Origin of the sequence: Lederbergia citri (assembly GCF_018343625.1) — a bacterium.
Taxonomy (GTDB): Bacteria; Bacillota; Bacilli; order Bacillales; family Bacillaceae_C; genus Lederbergia; species Lederbergia citri.
The window spans coordinates 1,451,560-1,472,883 of sequence record NZ_JAGYPG010000001.1 but is presented as its reverse complement, the minus strand read 5'-3'; the positions used below and the strand labels follow the sequence as shown (position 1 = coordinate 1,472,883).

At 35.9% G+C, this 21,324-nt stretch carries 17 protein-coding genes and 1 riboswitch; of the genes, 11 read left to right on the top strand and 6 right to left on the bottom strand.

The annotated features are described in order from the left end of the window. Positions 1-5 precede the first annotated feature (5 nt). The 4 genes from KHA97_RS07445 (at position 6) to KHA97_RS07430 (ending at position 5,075) form a co-directional block, all read left to right on the top strand. Positions 6-989, top strand: a complete 984-nt coding sequence (locus KHA97_RS07445) for an electron transfer flavoprotein subunit alpha/FixB family protein (protein ID WP_213124053.1) — start codon at positions 6-8, stop codon at positions 987-989. 77 nt (positions 990-1,066) lie between these two features. Beyond that, positions 1,067-1,381, top strand: coding sequence for a thioredoxin (trxA, locus tag KHA97_RS07440; RefSeq protein ID WP_213124052.1), 315 nt, complete (start codon positions 1,067-1,069; stop codon positions 1,379-1,381). 205 nt (positions 1,382-1,586) lie between these two features. After that, positions 1,587-3,359, top strand: a complete 1,773-nt coding sequence (gene uvrC / locus KHA97_RS07435) for an excinuclease ABC subunit UvrC (RefSeq protein WP_213124051.1) — start codon at positions 1,587-1,589, stop codon at positions 3,357-3,359. Between the two features lie 46 nt (positions 3,360-3,405). Further along, positions 3,406-3,592, top strand: a riboswitch (Lysine riboswitch). 253 nt (positions 3,593-3,845) lie between these two features. Next, positions 3,846-5,075 carry an aspartate kinase gene (locus tag KHA97_RS07430; protein ID WP_213124050.1) on the top strand — a complete coding sequence of 410 codons (1,230 nt, stop codon included), beginning with the start codon at positions 3,846-3,848 and terminating at the stop codon, positions 5,073-5,075. A gap of 193 nt (positions 5,076-5,268) precedes the next feature. On the opposite strand, the gene KHA97_RS07425 is transcribed toward KHA97_RS07430, so the two are convergent. Then, positions 5,269-5,730: a YslB family protein gene (locus tag KHA97_RS07425; RefSeq protein ID WP_325167420.1), complete on the bottom strand. Its 462-nt coding sequence runs from the start codon at positions 5,728-5,730 to the stop codon at positions 5,269-5,271. A gap of 266 nt (positions 5,731-5,996) precedes the next feature. Here KHA97_RS07425 and KHA97_RS07420 point away from each other — a divergent pair, with 266 nt between their 5' ends. The 5 genes from KHA97_RS07420 to KHA97_RS07400 all read left to right on the top strand — a co-directional run bounded on the left by KHA97_RS07420 (position 5,997) and on the right by KHA97_RS07400 (position 11,867). Then, complete coding sequence (locus tag KHA97_RS07420; protein WP_213124049.1) at positions 5,997-6,629, top strand: succinate dehydrogenase cytochrome b558 subunit; 633 nt, start codon at positions 5,997-5,999, stop codon at positions 6,627-6,629. A 45-nt stretch (positions 6,630-6,674) separates the two neighbouring features. Then, positions 6,675-8,435 carry a succinate dehydrogenase flavoprotein subunit gene (gene sdhA, locus KHA97_RS07415; RefSeq protein WP_213124048.1) on the top strand — a complete coding sequence of 587 codons (1,761 nt, stop codon included), beginning with the start codon at positions 6,675-6,677 and terminating at the stop codon, positions 8,433-8,435. A gap of 2 nt (positions 8,436-8,437) precedes the next feature. Beyond that, complete coding sequence (gene sdhB, locus KHA97_RS07410) at positions 8,438-9,205, top strand: succinate dehydrogenase iron-sulfur subunit (RefSeq protein WP_213124047.1); 768 nt, start codon at positions 8,438-8,440, stop codon at positions 9,203-9,205. Positions 9,206-9,648: 443 nt separating this feature from the next. Beyond that, the gene (locus KHA97_RS07405; RefSeq protein ID WP_213110530.1) at positions 9,649-9,873 is read left to right on the top strand and encodes a helix-turn-helix domain-containing protein; all 225 of its coding nucleotides are present in this window, start codon (positions 9,649-9,651) and stop codon (positions 9,871-9,873) included. A 488-nt stretch (positions 9,874-10,361) separates the two neighbouring features. Next, complete coding sequence (locus tag KHA97_RS07400) at positions 10,362-11,867, top strand: C40 family peptidase (RefSeq protein ID WP_213124046.1); 1,506 nt, start codon at positions 10,362-10,364, stop codon at positions 11,865-11,867. Between the two features lie 122 nt (positions 11,868-11,989). Here the strand turns inward: KHA97_RS07400 and KHA97_RS07395 are convergent, their stop codons facing one another. From KHA97_RS07395 to KHA97_RS07380, 4 genes are all read right to left on the bottom strand, one after another. After that, positions 11,990-13,378 carry a Mur ligase family protein gene (locus tag KHA97_RS07395; RefSeq protein WP_213124045.1) on the bottom strand — a complete coding sequence of 463 codons (1,389 nt, stop codon included), beginning with the start codon at positions 13,376-13,378 and terminating at the stop codon, positions 11,990-11,992. A gap of 43 nt (positions 13,379-13,421) precedes the next feature. After that, positions 13,422-13,646, bottom strand: coding sequence for a hypothetical protein (locus tag KHA97_RS07390; RefSeq protein WP_213124044.1), 225 nt, complete (start codon positions 13,644-13,646; stop codon positions 13,422-13,424). Between the two features lie 331 nt (positions 13,647-13,977). Beyond that, positions 13,978-14,778 carry a YheC/YheD family protein gene (locus KHA97_RS07385; RefSeq protein WP_213124043.1) on the bottom strand — a complete coding sequence of 267 codons (801 nt, stop codon included), beginning with the start codon at positions 14,776-14,778 and terminating at the stop codon, positions 13,978-13,980. Between the two features lie 720 nt (positions 14,779-15,498). Next, positions 15,499-16,272, bottom strand: coding sequence for a YheC/YheD family protein (locus tag KHA97_RS07380; protein WP_213124042.1), 774 nt, complete (start codon positions 16,270-16,272; stop codon positions 15,499-15,501). Between the two features lie 931 nt (positions 16,273-17,203). On the opposite strand from KHA97_RS07380, the gene KHA97_RS07375 reads away from it, so the two are divergent. Both KHA97_RS07375 and cuyB read left to right on the top strand, forming a co-directional pair. Beyond that, positions 17,204-18,538 carry a YheC/YheD family endospore coat-associated protein gene (locus KHA97_RS07375; RefSeq protein WP_213124041.1) on the top strand — a complete coding sequence of 445 codons (1,335 nt, stop codon included), beginning with the start codon at positions 17,204-17,206 and terminating at the stop codon, positions 18,536-18,538. 1 nt (position 18,539) lies between these two features. Continuing rightward, complete coding sequence (cuyB, locus tag KHA97_RS07370; protein ID WP_213124040.1) at positions 18,540-19,241, top strand: cysteate racemase; 702 nt, start codon at positions 18,540-18,542, stop codon at positions 19,239-19,241. Between the two features lie 559 nt (positions 19,242-19,800). On the opposite strand, the gene KHA97_RS07365 is transcribed toward cuyB, so the two are convergent. Continuing rightward, positions 19,801-21,246, bottom strand: a complete 1,446-nt coding sequence (locus KHA97_RS07365) for a Mur ligase family protein (protein ID WP_213124039.1) — start codon at positions 21,244-21,246, stop codon at positions 19,801-19,803. Between the last annotated feature and the right edge of the window lie 78 nt (positions 21,247-21,324).

Genomic DNA, 21,324 nt, shown 5'->3' with positions numbered 1-21,324 from the left:
TGAGAATGGCAAAAAAAGTACTTGTGCTTGGCGAATTGCGAGAGGGTTCTTTGAGAAACGTTTCATTTGAAGCGATTGCAGCTGGGAAACAAATAGCAAATGGTGGAGAAGTAATTGGTGTTTTAGTTGGAGATAAAATTAATGATCAAGCAAAAGAAATGCTTCAATATGGAGCTGATCGTGTTCTAACAGTCGAGGATGAGAAATTAAAACATTACACTTCAGATGGTTACTCTCAGGCTCTCCTTAAAGTAATTGAGCAAGAAAATCCAGAGGGGATTGTGTTTGGCCACACAGCACTTGGAAAAGATCTTTCTCCAAAAATTGCTGGTAAATTAAATATTGGTCTTATTTCGGATGTGACGGGTATTGAAGAAAATGAAGGAGAAAGTATTTTTACAAGACCGATTTTCTCTGGTAAAGCTTTTGAAAAGAAAAAAATGATAGAAGGTATTGAATTTATTACGATACGCCCAAACAATATTGAGCCTTTAAATAAAGATGAGAATAAAACCGGTGAAATACAATCCGTATCGGTTGAAATAAAAGATTTACGAACAATCATTAAAGAGGTAGTAAAAAAAGCAAGTGATGGAGTTGATTTATCCGAAGCGAAAGTAATTGTTGCAGGGGGTCGTGGAGTAAAAAGTGCAGAAGGATTTGAACCACTTCAAGAATTGGCAGATGTCTTAGGGGGTGCTGTCGGAGCTTCTCGTGGAGCTTGTGATGCCGATTATTGTGATTATTCCTTGCAAATAGGGCAAACTGGTAAAGTAGTAACTCCAGATTTATATATCGCTTGTGGAATTTCAGGGGCTATTCAACATTTGGCCGGGATGTCCAATTCTAAAGTCATAGTTGCTATTAATAAAGATCCTGAGGCAAATATATTCAATGTTGCAGATTATGGTATAGTTGGCGACCTTTTTGAAGTTGTCCCACTTTTGACAGAAGAATTTCACAAATTGAAGGAAGGAGCTCAAAGTTGAGCAAAAAATTAGCGCGTTTTAATCGATGATGTTATACTTGCGCTAGGTTTTGAATGTATATTTAGGAGGTATGACATATGGCAATTACGCATGCAACAGATGAAAACTTTTCAGCTGAAACAAGCGAAGGTGTTGTATTAGTAGATTTTTGGGCACCATGGTGTGGTCCTTGTAAAATGATTGCTCCTGTTTTGGAGGAATTAGATGCAGAACTTGGCGAGAAATTAAAAATTGTCAAAGTAGACGTTGACGACAACCAAGAAACTGCAGGTAAGTATGGCATCATGAGTATCCCTACTTTGATAGTCTTAAAAAATGGGGAACTTGTTGATAAAACAGTTGGCTTTCAGCCAAAAGAAGCATTAGCTGAATTAGTAAATAAGCATCTTTAAGTTAAAAAATCCGGGCTTTATAGCTCGGATTTTTTTCTATAAATCATAATTCATTCGTAAATTTATAAAGCATTTTTTAATTTTGATTTACATTGACTAACTCCAGCGCCTTCCCTCTTTTTTCGAGATCCTTTATGTCAATTGAATGCCCTGCAAGATACTTGCGCTTTTGTAGTATAATGGTTAGGTAGATAGGGGTGATATTGTGAACGAAAGAATTAAACATAAGTTAGAAATTTTACCTGATCAACCTGGCTGTTATGTAATGAAGGATCGCCAAGGTACTATTATTTATATTGGTAAAGCCAAAATATTAAAAAATAGGGTTCGTTCTTATTTTTCGGGTACACATGATACGAAAACACAAAGGCTTGTCAATGAAATCGAAGACTTTGAATATATTGTGACGGCATCAGACATTGAAGCCCTCATATTAGAAATGAATTTGATAAAAAAGCATAGTCCAAAATATAATATAATGCTCAAGGATGATAAGAGCTATCCATACATTAAATTAACGAATGAAAGGCATCCGAGACTGATCATTACTCGGAAGGTAAAAAAGGATAAAAGTAAATATTTTGGGCCTTATCCGAACGCGCAGGCTGCAAATGAAACGAAGAAGCTTTTAGACCGCATTTATCCCCTTAGAAAATGCCAAACACTCCCCGATCGGGTTTGTCTTTACTATCATCTTGGTCAATGCTTAGCACCTTGTGTAAACGAAGTTTCTTCAGAAACGTACAAACAAATGACCGATGAAATAACGAAATTTTTGAATGGCGGCTATACGTCTATAAAAAAAGACTTGGAAAAAAAGATGCAAGTAGCTGCTGAAAATCTTGAGTTTGAAAGAGCGAAGGAATTTCGTGATCAAATTACTCATATAGAGACAACGATGGAAAAGCAAACGATGATGTCATCCGATTTTACTGATCGCGATGTGTTTGGATTTGCCTTGGACAAGGGCTGGATGTGTGTTCAAGTATTTTTTATTCGGCAAGGTAAGTTAATAGAAAGGGATGTTTCCCTCTTCCCTGTATATAGTGAACACGAGGAAGAATTTCTCACTTTTCTAGGACAATTTTATTCTCAAACAAATCATTTTAAGCCAAAAGAAATTCTCATTCCTGAATCAGCCAATCAACAATTAGCAGAACAATTATTAGATGTAAAAGTGTTACAGCCAAAAAAGGGGCAAAAAAAAGAACTCGTTAATTTGGCTACTAAAAATGCACAAATCGCTTTAAAGGAAAAATTTGCTCTAATTGAAAGGGACGAAGAGCGGACAATACATGCAATCGTTAAGCTAGGAGAAGCTTTACAAATCTATACTCCCCATCGTATCGAGGCTTTTGATAACTCCAATATACAAGGAGCAGATCCTGTATCAGCACTTGTGGTGTTCATAGATGGAAAACCTGATAAGAGAGAATATCGTAAATATAAGATCAAGACCGTGAAAGGTCCAGATGATTACGAATCTATGAGAGAAGTTGTTAGGAGAAGATATGCGAGAGTGTTGCGAGAAAATCTTCCATTACCTGATTTAATCATTATTGATGGTGGAAAAGGTCAAATTGATGCCGCGAAAGATATTTTGGAAAACGAACTTAATTTGCATGTACCCGTTGCGGGCCTTGCAAAGGACGAAAAACATCGGACTTCACAATTGCTTTTCGGCGAACCACTTGAAATTGTACCGTTGGAACGGAATAGTCAAGAGTTTTATTTATTGCAAAGAATTCAAGATGAAGTTCACAGATTTGCCATAACATTTCATAGACAATTGCGTGGGAAATCTGCATTTCAATCAGCGCTTGATGATATAGAAGGGATCGGTCCTGTCCGGAAAAAGGCTCTATTACGCCATTTCGGATCATTGAAAAAAATGAAGGAAGCGACTATTGAAGAAATTATTCAGTTAGGAATACCGAAAAATATTGCTGATAGTTTAAAAGAACATTTGGATAAATAGCTATTGAGTAATTATGATCTCAATGTTATAATTGTTCCAATTTCATTATTCTGATAGAGGTTGCAAGTTTTCAATAGTAAAAACCATGAGAAGAAGGGCTTCCATGATTGGTTTTGAAAGGGAACGCTTGCCGAAGTAGATAAGAAGCTCCTTATTCTTTTCTGCTGGTCCTGCGTTTAAGAAATGTAGGATTGTCAAAATGGATTGTATCCTTTTGGAGAGCTATCTCATGTTGTGATAATTTTTATGTGTGTTCACAAGCAATGAGTATACTGCTCATTGCTTTTTTCTTTAGGCTATTTTACTTTTATTGTGGCTTTCGGAGAACATTAAACAGCTGGAGTATTCGATAGTTTAGTTGCAACCTTTTTCTTTGTAGACATAACAAAATCGAACAAACCAATAGCGAAAAATAAAATATTCTATCCAAAAGCAATACAATTTTAAAAAAGAGCCTTATATTACTTTTAGAAGGAAGGCAGAATCATGGGTTTAATTGTCATCAAGTTTGGAGGCTCTTCGCTGAGCACTACCGATAAGATTAAAAATGCCGCAAAACGTATTATTTCATTGAAAAATGAAGGTAAACAGGTTGTAGTTGTGGTATCAGCAATGGGAAAAACAACCGACCAGCTTCTCGAACTTGCCGGTCAAATAACAGACAGTCCTGAAAAACGTGAAATGGATATGCTATTGGCTACTGGGGAACAAGTATCTATCTCGCTTTTATCGATGGCCTTATCAGAAATGGGGGCACCTGCAGTATCTTTTACAGGTTGGCAAGCAGGAATCGTCACTGAAAAAATCCATTCCAATGCCCGCATTGTAGATGTAAAGATTGATCAGCTTAGAGAAAGATTAAATGAAGGAAAAATCATCGTTGCAGCAGGTTTCCAAGGAGTTACGGAAGATGGAGAAATCACAACATTGGGAAGAGGAGGTTCTGATACAACTGCTGTAGCTTTAGCGGCAGCACTTGGAGCTGAACGTTGTCTCATTTGTACAGATGTAACAGGTGTATTTACATCCGACCCTCGATACGTGCCACAAGCAAGGAAGCTCCCGTCGATTTCATACGATGAAATGCTTGAACTTGCAAATCTTGGTGCAGGTGTTTTACATCCACGTGCTGTTGAATTTGCGAAAAATTATCGAGTGCCGCTTGAAGTAAGATCTAGTACAGAAAATGAAGAAGGAACTGTCATAGAGGAGGAAGCATCCATGGAGAAAAACCTCGTAGTTAGAGGAGTAGCATTTGAAAAAGATATGACAAGATTAACGATTTTTGGATTGAAAAATGAAATGACAGGTTTGTCTGCTGTTTTTTCAGAACTGGCCAATAATCAAATTGACGTTGACATTATTATACAAAGTCAAACCGATGGAAATAAAACTAATTTATCTTTTTCAATAAAAAATAAAGATCGGCAAGCTGCTGTAAAAGTGCTCGAAAACCAAAAAGATACAATTGGGTTTGATAGCATTGAATATGAAGCGGGCCTTGCCAAAGTTTCCATTGTTGGATCAGGGATGATTTCTAATCCAGGGGTTGCAGCGCAAATGTTCCAAGTACTTGCCGATAAAAATATACAAATTAAAATGGTAAGTACTTCAGAAATAAAAGTGTCAGCAGTCATCAATGAAGATAAGATGACAGAAGCTGCCCAGATTCTTCACGAAGCCTTTAATTTGGGCGCAGTAGTAGAAAATTTTTAATGAAAAAATGGGCGGTTTAATCTTATTAAAAGATTGAACAGCCCCAATTTTTTTAAAAAGTTAAGAAAGCAAAAAATGTTATACAATCTTTAGGCTCGAGGTCAAATAACCTGATACGCTAAAAGTCGAATACGGACTCTTTTCGTATCAGAACATTTGCTTGTGGCCTAAGGCTACGCGCCTTGCACTTTTCTTACTTTATTGGATCTTTGCGGTCCCAACGAACTGTAAAAATAACGTGATTTTTCTTTTTATTTAATTCAGGAAATGCCTCGGATATAAATTGTTTTTGATTTTGTATTTGTTCAGCAATAAATCCAGCTTCTAGAGTAAAGCAAGGTTCGGAGTTCATTTGTACTCTTCTCTCAACTATATTTCCTTTAAGTTCGAACTTCATCTCATTTTTATTTTCATCCATTAAATCTAACTCACCCCAAGAAGCTTCTTGGAAGAAGGAAGTGATTTCTTGGATAGAGAGAAGTGGAAATTTACGGGCGAGGTGTTTTCCAGCCCAGTAAGAGATTTCATGGGTATCCTTGCCGAGAATTCCCGGAACTAAGATATCCCGAACCAACTCATATCCAAAGATTGGAATATCCATTTGGCTGTGGGTTTCAGGTGAATTATGAGGTCCTTGTTTCGTTGTTGATTGCACTGTAATCCCCTCTTTCTCTATGACCTATTATATACAAAAAGGAACTGTTTTGAAAAAATATTTTACAATTGGACAGAATTAATATATGAAGAGGTATAGTTTTACAGAATGGAAATCGTCAAGCCGTTGCCTTGACGCTTCCGGTAGTCGGGAGTAGAATGGATATGTCACATAATTGTTATAAACATTTTGTGTTGTTTGGCTTGCGTATTTTCGGACACACATTGTCTACAGCACAGATTCTTAACTACTAAGGGGGGTAAATTGTGGCAGGTAAAAACGAGTTTTATTGGCGTAGGCTGCATTCTTTATTGGGTGTTATACCAGTTGGAATCTTTGTGGTGCAGCATTTAATAGTAAACCATTTTGCTACGCAAGGTGAGGAAGCTTTTAATAAAGCTTCAGAATTTATGGGAAATCTTCCATTTGTCATTTTCCTAGAATTCATAGTTATTTACATACCTATTCTTTTTCATGGAATTCTTGGACTTTATATTGCGTTCGCGGCAAATAATAATCCAACTAAACTAAGCTTTTTTCGAAATTGGATGTTCACCATACAGCGAATCACTGGCGTTATATTATTAGCTTTTATTGCATGGCACGTGTGGGAAACCCGAATTCAAAAAGCCTTTTTTGACGTTGAAGTGAATTATGATATGATGGCGAATATTTTATCAAATCCAGTTGCACTTGTTCTTTACTTTATTGGAATTCTTTCTGCTACATTCCATCTTTCCAACGGGTTATGGTCATTTCTTGTTAGATGGGGAATTACACAATCGCCTACCTCTCAACGAATTTCTTCTTGGGTAATGGCTGTAATTTTTGTAGTAATTTCAATAATTGGAATTCGTGCAGCATTAGCATTCGTATATCCAGAATTATTTGTGGGGTAAGGGTTCCCTTGGAATGAACAACTGTGAAAAGGAGTGAGTCATACGATGAGTAATGGGAAAATCATCGTAGTCGGTGGTGGATTAGCCGGCTTGATGGCAACGATAAAGATAGCAGAAGAAGGTAAACAAGTAGATCTTTTTTCTCTTGTGCCAGTAAAACGTTCCCACTCTGTATGTGCACAGGGTGGAATTAATGGAGCGGTAAATACGAAAGGTGAAGGGGACTCTCCTTGGATCCATTTTGATGATACAGTATATGGTGGAGACTTTTTAGCCAATCAACCGCCAGTTAAGGCAATGTGTGAGGCAGCTCCTGGGATTATCAATTTATTCGATAGAATGGGTGTTATGTTTAATAGGACGCCAGAAGGGTTACTTGATTTCCGTCGATTTGGCGGTACTCAGCATCATCGTACAGCATTTGCTGGAGCTACAACAGGTCAGCAATTGTTGTATGCATTGGACGAGCAAGTTCGTCGACATGAAGTAGCTGGCCTCGTAAATAAATATGAAGGCTGGGATTTTCTGGGGATCATCCAAGATGATGCGGGTGTTTGTCGAGGCATCGTAGCCCAAAATATGACCTCTATGGAAATCAAGTCATTCCCTGCAGATGCCGTTATTATGGCAACTGGAGGACCAGGAATTATTTTTGGTAAATCTACAAACTCTGTTATTAATACAGGTTCAGCTGCTTCTATTGTGTATCAGCAAGGTGCAGCTTATGCAAATGGTGAATTTATCCAAATCCATCCAACAGCTATTCCTGGAGATGATAAACTTCGCTTAATGAGTGAATCTGCTCGTGGAGAAGGCGGAAGAATTTGGACTTATAAAGATGGAAAACCATGGTACTTCTTAGAAGAAAAATATCCAGCATATGGAAATCTTGTACCTCGTGATATTGCAACACGGGAAATTTTCCATGTTTGCGTAGATGAGAAACTTGGAATTAACGGGGAAAACATGGTATACCTTGATCTTTCTCATAAAGATCCACACGAACTAGATGTTAAGCTCGGCGGTATCATTGAAATATATGAGAAATTTACTGGAGAAGATCCTCATAAAGTTCCGATGAAAATTTTCCCTGCTGTTCATTATTCTATGGGTGGTCTATGGGTTGACTATAATCAGCATACTAATATTGAGGGCTTATTTGCGGCAGGGGAATGTGATTATTCACAACATGGTGCGAACCGTCTTGGCGCGAACTCTTTATTATCAGCAGTTTATGGTGGAATGGTAGCGGGGCCGGAAGCAGTTAAGTATATTAAAGGTCTAGAAAAAAGCTCTGATTCTTTCTCATCTTCATTATTTGAAAGTGCTGCAAAGCATGAGCAAGAAAAATATACTAATATTTTGTCCATGGATGGTACTGAAAATGCTTATGTCATTCATAAGGAACTTGGAGAATGGATGACAAACAATGTTACAGTTGTTCGTTACAATGATAAATTGCAAGAAACTGATAATAAAATTCTTGAATTAATGGAACGTTGGAAAAACATTAATATTAACGATACGAAAAACTGGAGTAATCAAGGAGCATTATTTACTAGACAATTGTGGAATATGCTTCAACTTTCACGTGTCATTACAATCGGTGCATTAAACCGTAATGAAAGCCGTGGTGCACATTACAAACCAGATTTCCCAGATCGTAATGATGATGAATGGTTAAAAACTACCATTGCAAATTATAATGCAAGTACAAATAATCCTGAATTTAGCTATGAGGATGTGGATGTTTCTCTCATTAAACCTCGTAAACGCGACTATTCAAAACAGAAAGAAGTGAAATAATGATGAGTGAAAATAAAAAGGTCACCTTTATCATAACTCGTCAAGATAATCCTGAATCACAACCTTACGAGGAAAAGTTTGTGTTGGATTATCGTCCAAACATGAATGTAATTTCAGCATTAATGGAGATACGTCGAAATCCGGTTAATGCTGAAGGCAATAAAACAACTCCTGTTGCTTGGGATATGAACTGTTTGGAAGAGGTGTGTGGAGCCTGTTCTATGGTGATTAATGGACAGCCCCGACAATCATGTACCGCGCTTGTCGATAAGCTTGAACAACCAATTAGATTAGCACCTATGAGCACATTCCCGGTAGTACGTGACCTTGTTATTGACAGAAGCAGGATGTTTGATTCATTAAAGAAAATTAAAGCGTGGATTCCGATTGATGGAACATATGATCTTGGTCCTGGACCACGTATGCCAGAACGTAGACGTCAGTGGGCATATGAATTATCTAAATGCATGACTTGTGGTGTCTGCTTGGAGGCATGTCCAAATGTTAATAGCAAAACTGACTTTATTGGACCAGCATTCCTTTCACTCGTTCGTTTATATAATGCACATCCAACTGGTGCAATGAACAAGGATGAGCGTTTAGAGGCATTAATGGACGAAGGCGGAATTTCACAATGTGGAAACTCACAAAACTGTGTTGAAGTATGTCCAAAAGGGATTCCTTTGACTACATCGATTGCAGCTATGAACCGTGCTACTAACATTCAAATGTTCAAAAACTTCTTCGGAAGCGACCATATGGTAGATTAATTAATGCAGGGATTATCCTTTTATAGGGTAATCCCTGTTTATTTGTTTAAGCCAAAGGTTTTCCTGCATGTACCTGTGCTTTATTTACAAGGAATCTTGCAGTTTCTGCTCCAATCAATTCAGTGACAAAATCAACAGTAGATTTTTAAAAAACTATTGAAAAAATTATTCTAAATATAAAAGATTGCACATCTTTTAGACATTTGCATTATATGAAGTAGGCGATATTTATGAAGAGCATGTAAGACAGCTATCGGCAATGATGCGACAAGTAGTTCCAAACTGATATAAGTAAAAAAAATGGGTGCTTTTTTCGCCTATTTCGCTATTTCTTGCCTTCATGATGTCACTCACAATATTTCCTTCACATATGATATGGTGACAATCAAAAAATACCCATCCCCGCGGTTTAAAGCTGGCGAAGGCAAGGAGGGTTACAATAGTTGAAGGAGAATGAATTCACACACAAACCGCTGCTGACAAAGAGAGAAAGAGAAGTCTTCGAACTGTTAGTTCAAGATAAAACAACTAAAGAAATAGCAAAAGAACTATTTATCAGTGAAAAAACGGTTCGAAACCATATATCCAACGCCATGCAAAAGCTCGGAGTAAAGGGCCGATCCCAAGCTGTCGTGGAACTCTTGCGCATGGGAGAACTAAAGTTATAAAAGCAAAACCGGCTGTCCATTAGGGAGCCGGTTTTGTTTATTAATACATGTATTTTTCATTTGGGATTTCCACATTTTTAAATTCTGGACAAGCTTCTGCCGTTCCTCAGCCAATAAATACCTTCTCTAATTTTTGACTGATGCGCTTAAGGCTATATTCACCAATTAAACTATATTCCACGTTACCTCCAAGAAACAAAAGTTCAATCCCCATTTTTTTTCATTCCATAAATAACAATATATTTTAGGTACATATAAAAATGAGATTAAACTCAGTAGTGTCAAGTTTTTGACACATATTGTCTATCTAGTATTAATTTTTGATGACAGCTGTTACTAAACTGTAAAAATGAGTAGAAAAACCAATAGGTACAAGGGCTGAGGCCTTATCACACATAAGGTTGGAAGGTTTTCCCACTAGTTGTAATCGTTCATTATGATAGAATTCATTTTGCAAGAGATAAAAAGAAAACATCAGGAGGTTACCTATGAAAAAGGTATTAATTTCAACTACTCTAACACTAACATTAGGACTCAGTACAATGGCTGTACCTACAATTCAGCCAACTACAGTTTCAGCTGCTACTTTAAACCCTTATAATAATCAAGTGGCAGTTAATGCAAAAGCAGATCAATTAATTAAGACAGCAAAAAGTTTAATAGGAAAAGCTACTTACAGTACGAAAGAATATAAATCTACTTACCCTTATAAATTCTCATGCGCAACATTCATAGATTATGTGTTTAAACAAAATGGTGTAGACCTTGCTACATATAATGAAGATTATATGATGGAACAAGGTTATTACGTTCCAAGAAGCGAATTGCAAAAAGGAGATCTTGTTTTATTTAGAAGTAATAAGAAGACAGGTACTTTACCAGATCATGTAGGTATGTATATAGGCGATAATAAAATTATTCATATGGCGGATTCAAAACAAAACATTGTCATCTCAGATATGAACAGTAAGCCATATTATACAGAGAGTTATCTTACAGCTAGAAGAGTATTGCCTAGCTTATTACCAGCCAATCCAGCAACTAAAGGAGATAATATTGTCTCACAAGCTTATGGTTTAATGAATAAAGTAACGATGAGCAGTACGAACAATGAGCAGTCCATGAAATTTAATGGTCCAGGGTTTGTAAACTATGTATATAAGAATAATGGTGTAAATCTTGGAACAACAGACATTAAACAACTAATGAATAAAGGAACGACCGTATCTAAAGCAAATCTAAAGAAAGGCGATTTAATTTTCTTTGGATCCAATAATCCAAGTATGGTTGCGATTTACGCAGGTGATCATAGAATTATTATTCCAAGCTCTTCCAAGATTCAAACGAGAGTGTTATTTGTAGATTACTATAAGCAGAATTATATTACTGCAAAACGCGTGTTCACCGAAAAAGCAGTAAAAGATATAACAACAAATGTAAGTACTCCAAAAGCCAGTGAGAGTACGCCAAAAGTAAATGAAAGTACTTCAAAAGCAGATCAAGGTACGCCAAAATCGAATGAAAGTACTCCAAAAGCAAATGAGAGTACACCAAAAGTAAATGAAAGTACACCAAAAGCTGATCAAAATACTCCAAAAGCAAATGAAAATACAACAAAAGCAGATGCAATTGTAAATTTTGCTTCCAATCTTATGGGAAAAGCTAAATTTGGCTATACTTACAACGAAAGCAATCTTACATTTACTGGTGGCGGTTTTACGTACTATGTATTTAAACAACACGGTATTGATTTAAAAAGTAAAATGACTGCTCAACAAGCGCTAGAAGGTAAAAAAGTCTTAAAATCTAATCTACAAAAGGGAGACCTTATTTACTTCTCAACAAATAATAAGGGTACCAAAATAACTCAATCTGGAATTTATATTGGTAGCAACCAATATATTATGTTATCAACGAATGGACAAGTTGTAAAAGATAGTTTAAGTTCTACATGGTCTGTTAAAAATTACGTAACAGCACGTCGTGCGCTTTAATTTTGATAAAGAAAATGGTTGACTACCTATACGGTGATTGTAGCGGAGATGTATATCACTAATAGAGCCAACCAAACAAAGAAGCATTTGTTGTTGTAAACGAACAACAAATGCTTCTTTAATTAATTATTACCTTTAATACTATTCGCAAAATCAATCATTGATCTGCTCGACATGGGGCCTTTAATAAGGACGACAGCATTACGATTTAGCAAGGGGATTACTACTTCTGAAACGCCTCTAATATCATTAAATATATGGACATTCGCTTTAGTGTTATCTCGAATGGCTTGCTTAGCAATTTCTTCGGCCTTTTTCCCAATTGTAATTAGAGTGTGAACATTTCTTTTTGCTATATTACTTCCAATTTCACGGTGATATTTTTTTTCATAATTTCCTAATCTATTAATATCACCTAAGAGTACAATAACATTTTTACCTTTACCAATTTCGTCAAGAACGTTTAAGGCTGCCTCAACAGAAGTGGGATTAATTGTCCAAGTATCATCAATAATAGTACATCCACCAATTCCTTTTGAGAACTCTAGGTGTCTTGCCATATTTTTAAACGATGCTAAACGTGGGATTGCTTCTTCAAGATTCATCCCAACCTCAGTTGTGGCAGCGAGTGCTGCAAGAGCATTATATACTTGATGTTCTCCGTACCCAGGCACAAAAGCTTCATAAGATTTGTTAGAGTGATGAAGAATAAAATTCATTCCATTATGTCCAAATTTAATGCTGGATGCACGAAATTCCGATTTTGCACTGCACCCAAAATAAAGTATTTTACCATGAAAGGATTGCAATGATATTTTTTTGATGTTTTCATCATCGGCGTTTAATATTAATGTACCGCCCTTTCTGACACCTTCTACAATTTCTGCTTTCGCTCTAATATAACCATCTAAATTTTTGGTTCCATCTAAATGGTGAACTCCAATGGTTGTAATGATTCCAATAGTTGGTTGGTAAATCATACATTGATGTTTTATATTTCCGGAATTTCCAAGTCCATGTTCAAAAACTGCCGCATCTGTATTATTATTGATACCCATTAAATACGGGAGTGAACGACGAGGTTCATTTTTACTGCTTTCGGATGCCTGGACATTTAGTTTTTTACTTAAAATATGTTTTATCATGTCTTTCGTTGTTGTTTTACCACATGTCCCCGTAATGGTGATAACAGGCAGATTAAAAAGGTTACGGTAATAATCAAGAAATTTCCAGTATGATTGGATAAGACTTCTAACTCTTATTACAGTTGTCCCTGGCAACGCATTTTTTAATTCCGAAGTGCTCTTGTCAGAAATAACTAAGGATGGAGCTTTACTATTTATTTCATCCCAATTCACATGATCGTTTCTATTAAGAAACATAAGTGTATGCCGCCTAGTTAGATCGTGGCGGTTATAATATATAGCATCCCTTACCCTCCAGTCCTCTGTTCCGCTTATTAATTCACCTTCAAGTAATCTTCGAATATCTTTAACTAGTAGAGATTGCAAACAAAATCCTCCTCTCCTCAAAATAAACTATGAGAACCTGTCTTCAACTGTATGGGTATTGAGGAATTATTTTATTACACATTGCTTTCATTCTGCATTTTGCGATTTCCACAATTCTTCTCCAAATAGTATTATTTGCAATGCCTGCGAAAGTACCTATGCCTGGTGTTGTGTTCACTTCGATACATGTTTCGGGAATTTTATTTGCGGTAAGAGGATGTTGTGATAGTAGTTTGCTTTGTTCCCATTTTCCAAGTGAAGAGCTCAAGAAAACACCTCTTTTTAGTGTAAGTTATCAAACGCTATCGTATAATAAGCTATTCGCTTAAGGAAAAATTTCTTGGATTACTTGGCAAATAGAGTTGATAAGGATTGATAAAAACTCTCAGCATAGTTGCTGAGCCCAACGCATAATCTCCGTGTCCTCTCTAAAAGGTTTATTCTATACATAGGCTTATAGACATACATTGCTTAGGCAAATCTCGGATTATAATAATTGCTTTTCTTACTTTTCAGTGCGCTGAACTACTATTAATTTACTTTGAAGAAATCTCCATTTGTCTAACAAGTAGAGACTTTACTAAACCGTTACAAAACATTCATGTCTTTTTTTGTAATTTCCGAATTTCAATAATTCGTTTCCATGGTGCTTTATTTTCAATTAGGGCAAATCCGTTGATTCCCGGAGTTGTATTCACTTCATATAACACGGGTTTTCCTTTGGGATCCAATCCAAAGTCAATGCCATATTCCCTATTAGGGAACTGTCGTGCTATCACTATAGCTGCTGAGATTGCAACTTTTTGTAAATTTTTTATCACTTCCGTCTTCCTTGCATCATTCATTTTCAAATGTTCTGACAACAATTCATCCATTGATATGACTTCAGCACCTCGAGTGAAATTAAGAATGCCACTCTCGATTGTTGCTGGCGACCCAATCTTTGCATACATCCCGCCTACTAGCCATTTTCCTTTAAGATTTTGAACATGAACCCGAATGCCCAACGGCAGTCCATTAAGAGTAAAACTTTGGATGCCTTCCTGAATAATATAGTTTTCAAGTCTCCCAAGATTCTTATATGGATGCAAGACTTGGTGAACATCTTCAATAGCTGCTACACAAGTATTGATAGATTTACCTTGAAAGGAAAAACCGTTAAAACAATATCGTCCGTCTTTTCTCTTGTAAACTTTAAAAATTCCTCTTCCTTGTCCGGAATTGTTGTGTTTAATATAAACATCATCATAACGATTTAAAAAATCTAATAGGTTTTCAGGGCTGTATTTGATTGTTTCCGGAATACTATTAGCTGTTATGGAATTTTGTGACAGTAATAATTTTTGCTCCCATTTTCCTAGATTATTGCTCATGAAATACACCTCTTTACTGGCCGTCAAGTCGCTGCCTCCTTTGTTCGTAATTTATTATATTCCGCAGATAAAATTCTTCTTGGATAATACGGTAATTTAAACTGACGTTAAAAAAACCCTCGGCATTGAGTGCCGGGAGTTCCATGACTTTTATTTACAGTTTCAAAAGCAAATTGTACTCACTAATCATATTTCTGAGATCAAATGGCTCGGATTCTCCTTTCGTAATTGGGATTACGAAGTGAAAGAATCGTTTATACCTATCTTCGGGTCAAACATATTATGGATAATTGGAACTTTTGAGGTGAACATTTGAGCCATATTTTTAAAGTAGTATCCACTAGCAACCAAAATACATGAACTTATAGTCCATCCTAATGAAAGTAAATTAATAGACAAAACACCGACTATTCCATTCGGATTTCAAAAAAAGAAGGTTACTTGCAAAATACGTTGAAGAAAATGAAATCGGGTTAGGTCTATATAGACAAACTATAGCCTTTAGAAGCTGAATAGAACTATCTTGTTAAAATTAAACTCTTCGCAAAATCAATCATTTCATTGTTGTTTTACCGCACGTCTCCGTTATCGTAACGACAGGTATATAAAAAAGGTCTCGGTAATACTCGATGAATTTCCAGTATTCTTGCACGATTATTCGTTATTGTAACAGTCATATCTGACATGGTTTTTTTTTAGTTCTGATGGAGCATTTTAAATTAACAAGTGATGGTCCCTTTCTGCAAATCAGCCCTTCTTTTCTAATCTTCGAATTTTCATAATTCGTTTCAAGAGAACTTTATTTTCAATCTCCGCAAATGCTGCAACTCCTGGATTTCTATTCACTTCATATAAGAATGGTTTTCCTTTTGGATTTATGCCAAAGTCAATGCCGTACTCCTTGTCAGGAGAATGTAAGTCCATCATTTTAGCTGCCGAGATAGAAAGCTTCTCTAAATCAGCAATTACTTTTTTCTTCTTAATATCTTCCAGTTTTAAATGTATTGACAAAAGTTCATCAATCGAAATGACTTTAGCACCTCTTGAGAAATTAAGAATACCACTATGGATGGTTGCTCGCGTTCCAATCTTTGCAATCATCCCACTAACTAGCCATTTTCCTTTATGTTTTTGTACATGAACCCGAATGCCAAACGGCAGTCCATTACGAGTAACACTTTGAATGCCTTCCTGAATAATATATTTCCCTAACCTCCCGAATTTCTCGTACGGGCGCAAGATTCTGTGAAAATCCTTAATTCTATCAACACATTGTTTGATTGGCTTTCCTGAGATTGAAAAGCCACTAAAACAATATTTTCCATTTTTTTCTACATAAGCTTTGAAAACCCCTCTTCCTTGTCCAGATGAATCGTGTTTAACATAGACATTATCAAAACGACTGAGGAGATCTAATAGATTTTCAATGCTGTATTTTTTCGTTTTTGGAATACTATTTGCTGTTACGGGATTTTGCTTCAATAGTAAATATTGTTGCCATTTTCCTAGATCAATGTTCATTAAATACACCTCGTTTCGGTTTGTTAAATATTGTAAAATGGGGGATGTTATTGCATTCAAAACTCCAGATGTCTCTCCAATGTCAAAGTCTATTTTATTTATTTCTGAATTGTTTTCTTCAGTCGTCTAGCAACAAGAAAAACAAATCCCATCTATTTTCGCTTCAAGTGTATCAACATTCAAATGTGAATCTGTTGAGTCTATAATGGTATTCTCAAGTGTAAAAAGCTTCTGGGATTATTCATTATATTTGTTAAGAAAATTATAAATAGTGACTTTCGTAAGTAAATCAGTATCTGGAACAAAGGATACAATAGTATGATTTTAAGTCAGCGTATGATATTGTTTCCAATCGCTTACGAAAATTTGTAGAAATGTATTTTGACCCCATAATCCTTTAGGTAATTCTTGATTTCAATCACAATTGTATGGAAATTAAGAAAGGATTCCCCAAGCTTGGAGTTAGTATTCGGCTATAGTGCATGGCATCCAAAAGCGGTTAGAGTCTTGGGGAACAGGAGCTGTTCCGTTTTGGTCATAAAAATCAGTGATGACAAACTTTTGAATGTTATCTTTTGCTGCTGAAGCAATTTGATCTCTAAATACAGCTTTGTTACCTTTAACTGTTCCAATCTTGCCTGTAAATTTGACATTCTTATTCTCCAAGACAGCATTGACAAGGACTCCGCAGGGACAAAGAACTCCTATTTATTATTATTCCTTTCAATGGGACTACTTAAAATATATTGCTCTAATTAGCAATGTGGCACTGTGATTGTCCTATATAAATGCATATTTCTACAATTTACCCAACTTTTATAAGAAGTGACGGGTCTATTTTCGAAAATTGGGATTAAGCTAAGGGGAAAACGTTTATACCTATCTTTTTTTAAAACGTATTATGAACAATAGCTATGTAGGGGGTGAACGTTTGAGAAATGTTTTTAAAGTGGTAACGATAAATAATCAAAGCCATTGTCTTTTTGTCCATGCTAATCAAAGTAAATTAATAGACAAAACAACGACTATTCACTTCGGTTTTCAAAAAATGAAGGTTGATTCCAAACAGTTAGATACGTTAAAAGAAAATGAAATCGGGTTATCCAAGACGGTTATAGACAAACTACAGCTTCCTTTAGAAGCTGAATACGAACTATCCTTGGAAAACAATCGAATCATCATAGGGCCATTTATTGGACTGTTAATAGCAAACTACCAATCTGAAATTCGAGAAAAATTAAAATATCTTAAGTTTATCATTCGACAATATCCGTTAGTGAGGGGAGTTATAGCAGCATTTTCGTTGGAAGGTATGGATGAAAAAAATGCTGAGATTAACGGTTATATTTACAACCCAAGTTCAAGAAGTTGGGAAAAAGGAACTTTCCCCTTTCCTGCTGTGGTCGTAAAACGAATGCTTTTGCCCACAAAAAGTCAACATAATTTAAAAAAACTTTATGGTTCACGTTTTTTCAATTCAGCTTACATTAATAAATGGAAAATGTATCAATTGCTTAGCTCAAATAAAGACTTGCTCCCCCATTTACCCAAAACATACCTATATAAAAAGCCAGAAGATATTTTACATTATCTGAAAAATTTTCAAACCATTTATGTAAAGTCATTATCTGGATTAAAGGGAACGGGTGTTACAAAGTTTATAGCAGAACCAAAAAAATATATTGTTAAATTTCGAAGCAATAAAGAAAATAAGACAATCGATTTTTTCTCTGAAAACGAACTTCTTAATTATGTTAGAGGTAAATTTAAAAGTGGCAATTATGTTATACAGCAGGAAATAGATTTAGAAATTGAAAAAAAACACCTCATTGATTTTCGAATTGTTCTTATAAAAAACCAAAACGGACAATGGGAAGATGTGGGTATGGTAGGTAGAAAGGGCGTTAAAGGAAGTATCGTTAGCAACCGTTCAAGTGGAGGAAATGTGGAACGAGGAGAAACGTTACTTTTAGAATCTTTTAATCTATCCAAACCCGAAATGCTAAGTTATCGCAGAAAAATGTCTGGAATTGCGATTAAAGCTGCCGAACAGTTGGATAAATATGAAAGCATCTATAAATATGGGGTTGATATCGGCATTGACAGCCATCATCACATTTGGTTAATAGAAGTAAACAACCATAACCCGAATGATAATATTTTTTCACATGTTGGAGATTATGATACAGGTTCTAAAATCAAAGATTCAAGTATGCTATATGCAAAATATTTGGCCGGGTTCCCCAAAAATAGGGGTTCACAATAAAGTGGAGAAAACCATAGGAATTCTTGGCGGAATGGGCCCTTATGCAACGATAGATTTATTTCATAAAATAGTTTCCAATACCCCTGCCAATATTGACCAAGATCACCATAAAATCATTATTTATAACAACCCAAAAATTCCTTCTAGAATGGAAGCTTTCAACAAAGGAGCTAAAAGCCCGTTACAAGAATTAATCCAATCAGCATTAGTGTTAGAACGTGCGGGGGCCGATTTTATTATTATTGCCTGCAATTCAGCACATATATGGTTAGATGAACTTAGAAGAAATGTCAACATTCCAATTTATAGTATGATTGAAAATACTGTTCAACATTTATTGGGCTGTAAATCGAGTATAAATGAAAAAATACTCCTTTTTGCTACTGAATCCACTATTCATCATCAATTGTATCAAAATGCATTTAAAGGCAGCCCATATAAGATTGTTGTTCCGAATAAAGAGGAACAAAAGGTAGTTAACAGGGCAATTTATGATGTGAAAACAGGGAAAGTTAAAGGAAACGTTTATATTAAAAAATTAAATCAAATGATAGAAACATATCAAACAGAAGGTGTTTCAATGATTATTGGCGGTTGCACCGAGATTCCTCTTCTTTTTCCTTACTTTGCTACAGACATAAAGCTCGTTGATCCAACTTTATTGTTAGCAAAGTTGGCAATCAAAAAAGCGATGAATATATAAGAAAAGCGCAAGCCCCTTGCACATCGAAGTACAGGCCCACAGGATGTGGGTCCGTCGACGAAAACATAAGGAAATGCCGGTTTTAGTCGACGTTCTTCATTCGACCTTCGACTAAGATAAAGGAATCACGATGAGTCATGAAAAGCGGAAGGCGACAGAATAAAGAGGGAAGGCTAAGGGCGCAACGTCCTGTTGCAGGCTCAGGTAGCTCCGTCCTGTCGCTTCGCCTGCACTAGTACATCCATGTACGTCGCAACGCCTTCCTGACCGGGCATCCTGCGGTCCTCCGACAGTAGATGTTCTTAGGCAAAAAAAGTACCTCTATGACTTTTATTGACGCGGGTTTATGACCTAGAAGGGCTGGCGCCTTCAGCCGGAGCAAAAAGCCGTATCGAAGTTGACTTATCGTAGGGAGAAGGACAATAAGTTAACTAGCCGGTAGGCGCTGAAGCTAGACACTAATGGCCTTAGTTCAAAAATACAGACCCTATAAAAAAGATATACTTTCTTTCCTTAAAATAATAAACCACAAACCATTCTTAGGGAATGGTTTGTGGTTTTAGCTATTTTGAGATGTATCGTTATTGGCAATGTTTTTGACCATAGTAGACGGTCCATTTTTAGTAGATTGTATTTTCCTAATTTTAGCCGCTAAGTCGATGATCGTTTGACTATACATATCACCTTTAATAAGTATAATGGTATTTTTATCTACTATTTTTCTTAACAAATTGTAAACGAGAATACTATTGTTAAATGAATAAACCTTAGACTTAAAACCACATTCAACTGCATGTTCCGCTATTATTTTTGCATGCATACCGATTGTAATAAGTATATCGACATTATGATTATTTACTATTTCTCCTGCTTGTTTATGAATAACATATCCCCATGGGCCAAGATCGGTAATTGTTCCTAATATGGCTATCTTTTTTTTTCCTTTTCCAATTTCATCTAAAACTTGGAGAGCTGCTTCCAAAGAGGTAGTTGTAATGCTCCAAGTGTCATCTATAATGGTAGAACCCTTTAATCCTTCCAATACTTGAAGCTGCTTTTTAAATTTACGATACGTTTTAAGGCGAAGAGCTGCTTCTGTTGGATCGATTCCAATTTGATGAACTGCCGCGATGGCGGCAAGAGCATTGTATACTTGATGCTCTCCAAATCCAGGGACGAAAATCGGATATTCTTTTTGTTGATAAACTAAAATGAATTCCATTCCATCATTCTTATATTTGATATCTTTTGCTTTATAGTGACTGGAAGAACTTTTTCCAACTTTGATTATTTGACCTTTGAAATTTTTTAAATCGATCTTTTTACTATTTTCATCTTCTGCATTGAGTATTAAGACACCATTGCGATCAAGTGCAGCAGCCATTTCGCCTTTTGCTTTAATATAATCTTCAGGTGTTTTACAAAAATTCAAATGATGTGCACCAATATTCGTAATGATTCCTATAGAAGGCTTGAAATATTCACTCGCATTTAACACATCGCCTGGAGCACCGACAGCTGTTTCAAAAACAGCTGCTTCCGTATCATCATCGATACTTAAAAGGTATTGCAAATGTGCGGTACGAGAATTACCAGTACTTATTGTAGCTGCGATCTTTTTATCAAAAGAAAGGATATGCTTAATCATTTCTTTCGTCGTAGTTTTTCCTGATGTCCCAGTAACAGCTATGACAGGTAATTGAAAAAGACTTCGGTAATAATGTACAAACTGCCAATATGCCTTATCTAAATCTGTTACTTTGATAACAGTTAAACCATCTATTTGCATAGTTTTGTCAAGCTTTCGATCTGTTACAAGTACTAAGGGAAGAAAGTCTTTTAAACGCTCTATACTAAAAGGATCTATTTTTGCAAAAAAGATAGTATGTTTCTTTTTAATTTGTTTTATACGATATGCACCATGATGGACGACGGTTTCATCTGATCCGTGAATCAATTTCCCGGAAAGGATGGTTCTAATTTGCCTAACCTCAAGGGGTTTCATTATGAAAATACACTCCTTTCACGTTAGACATAATATGAATGATTTATAGAAACGCTTGTACGGATATCCTATTTTTTT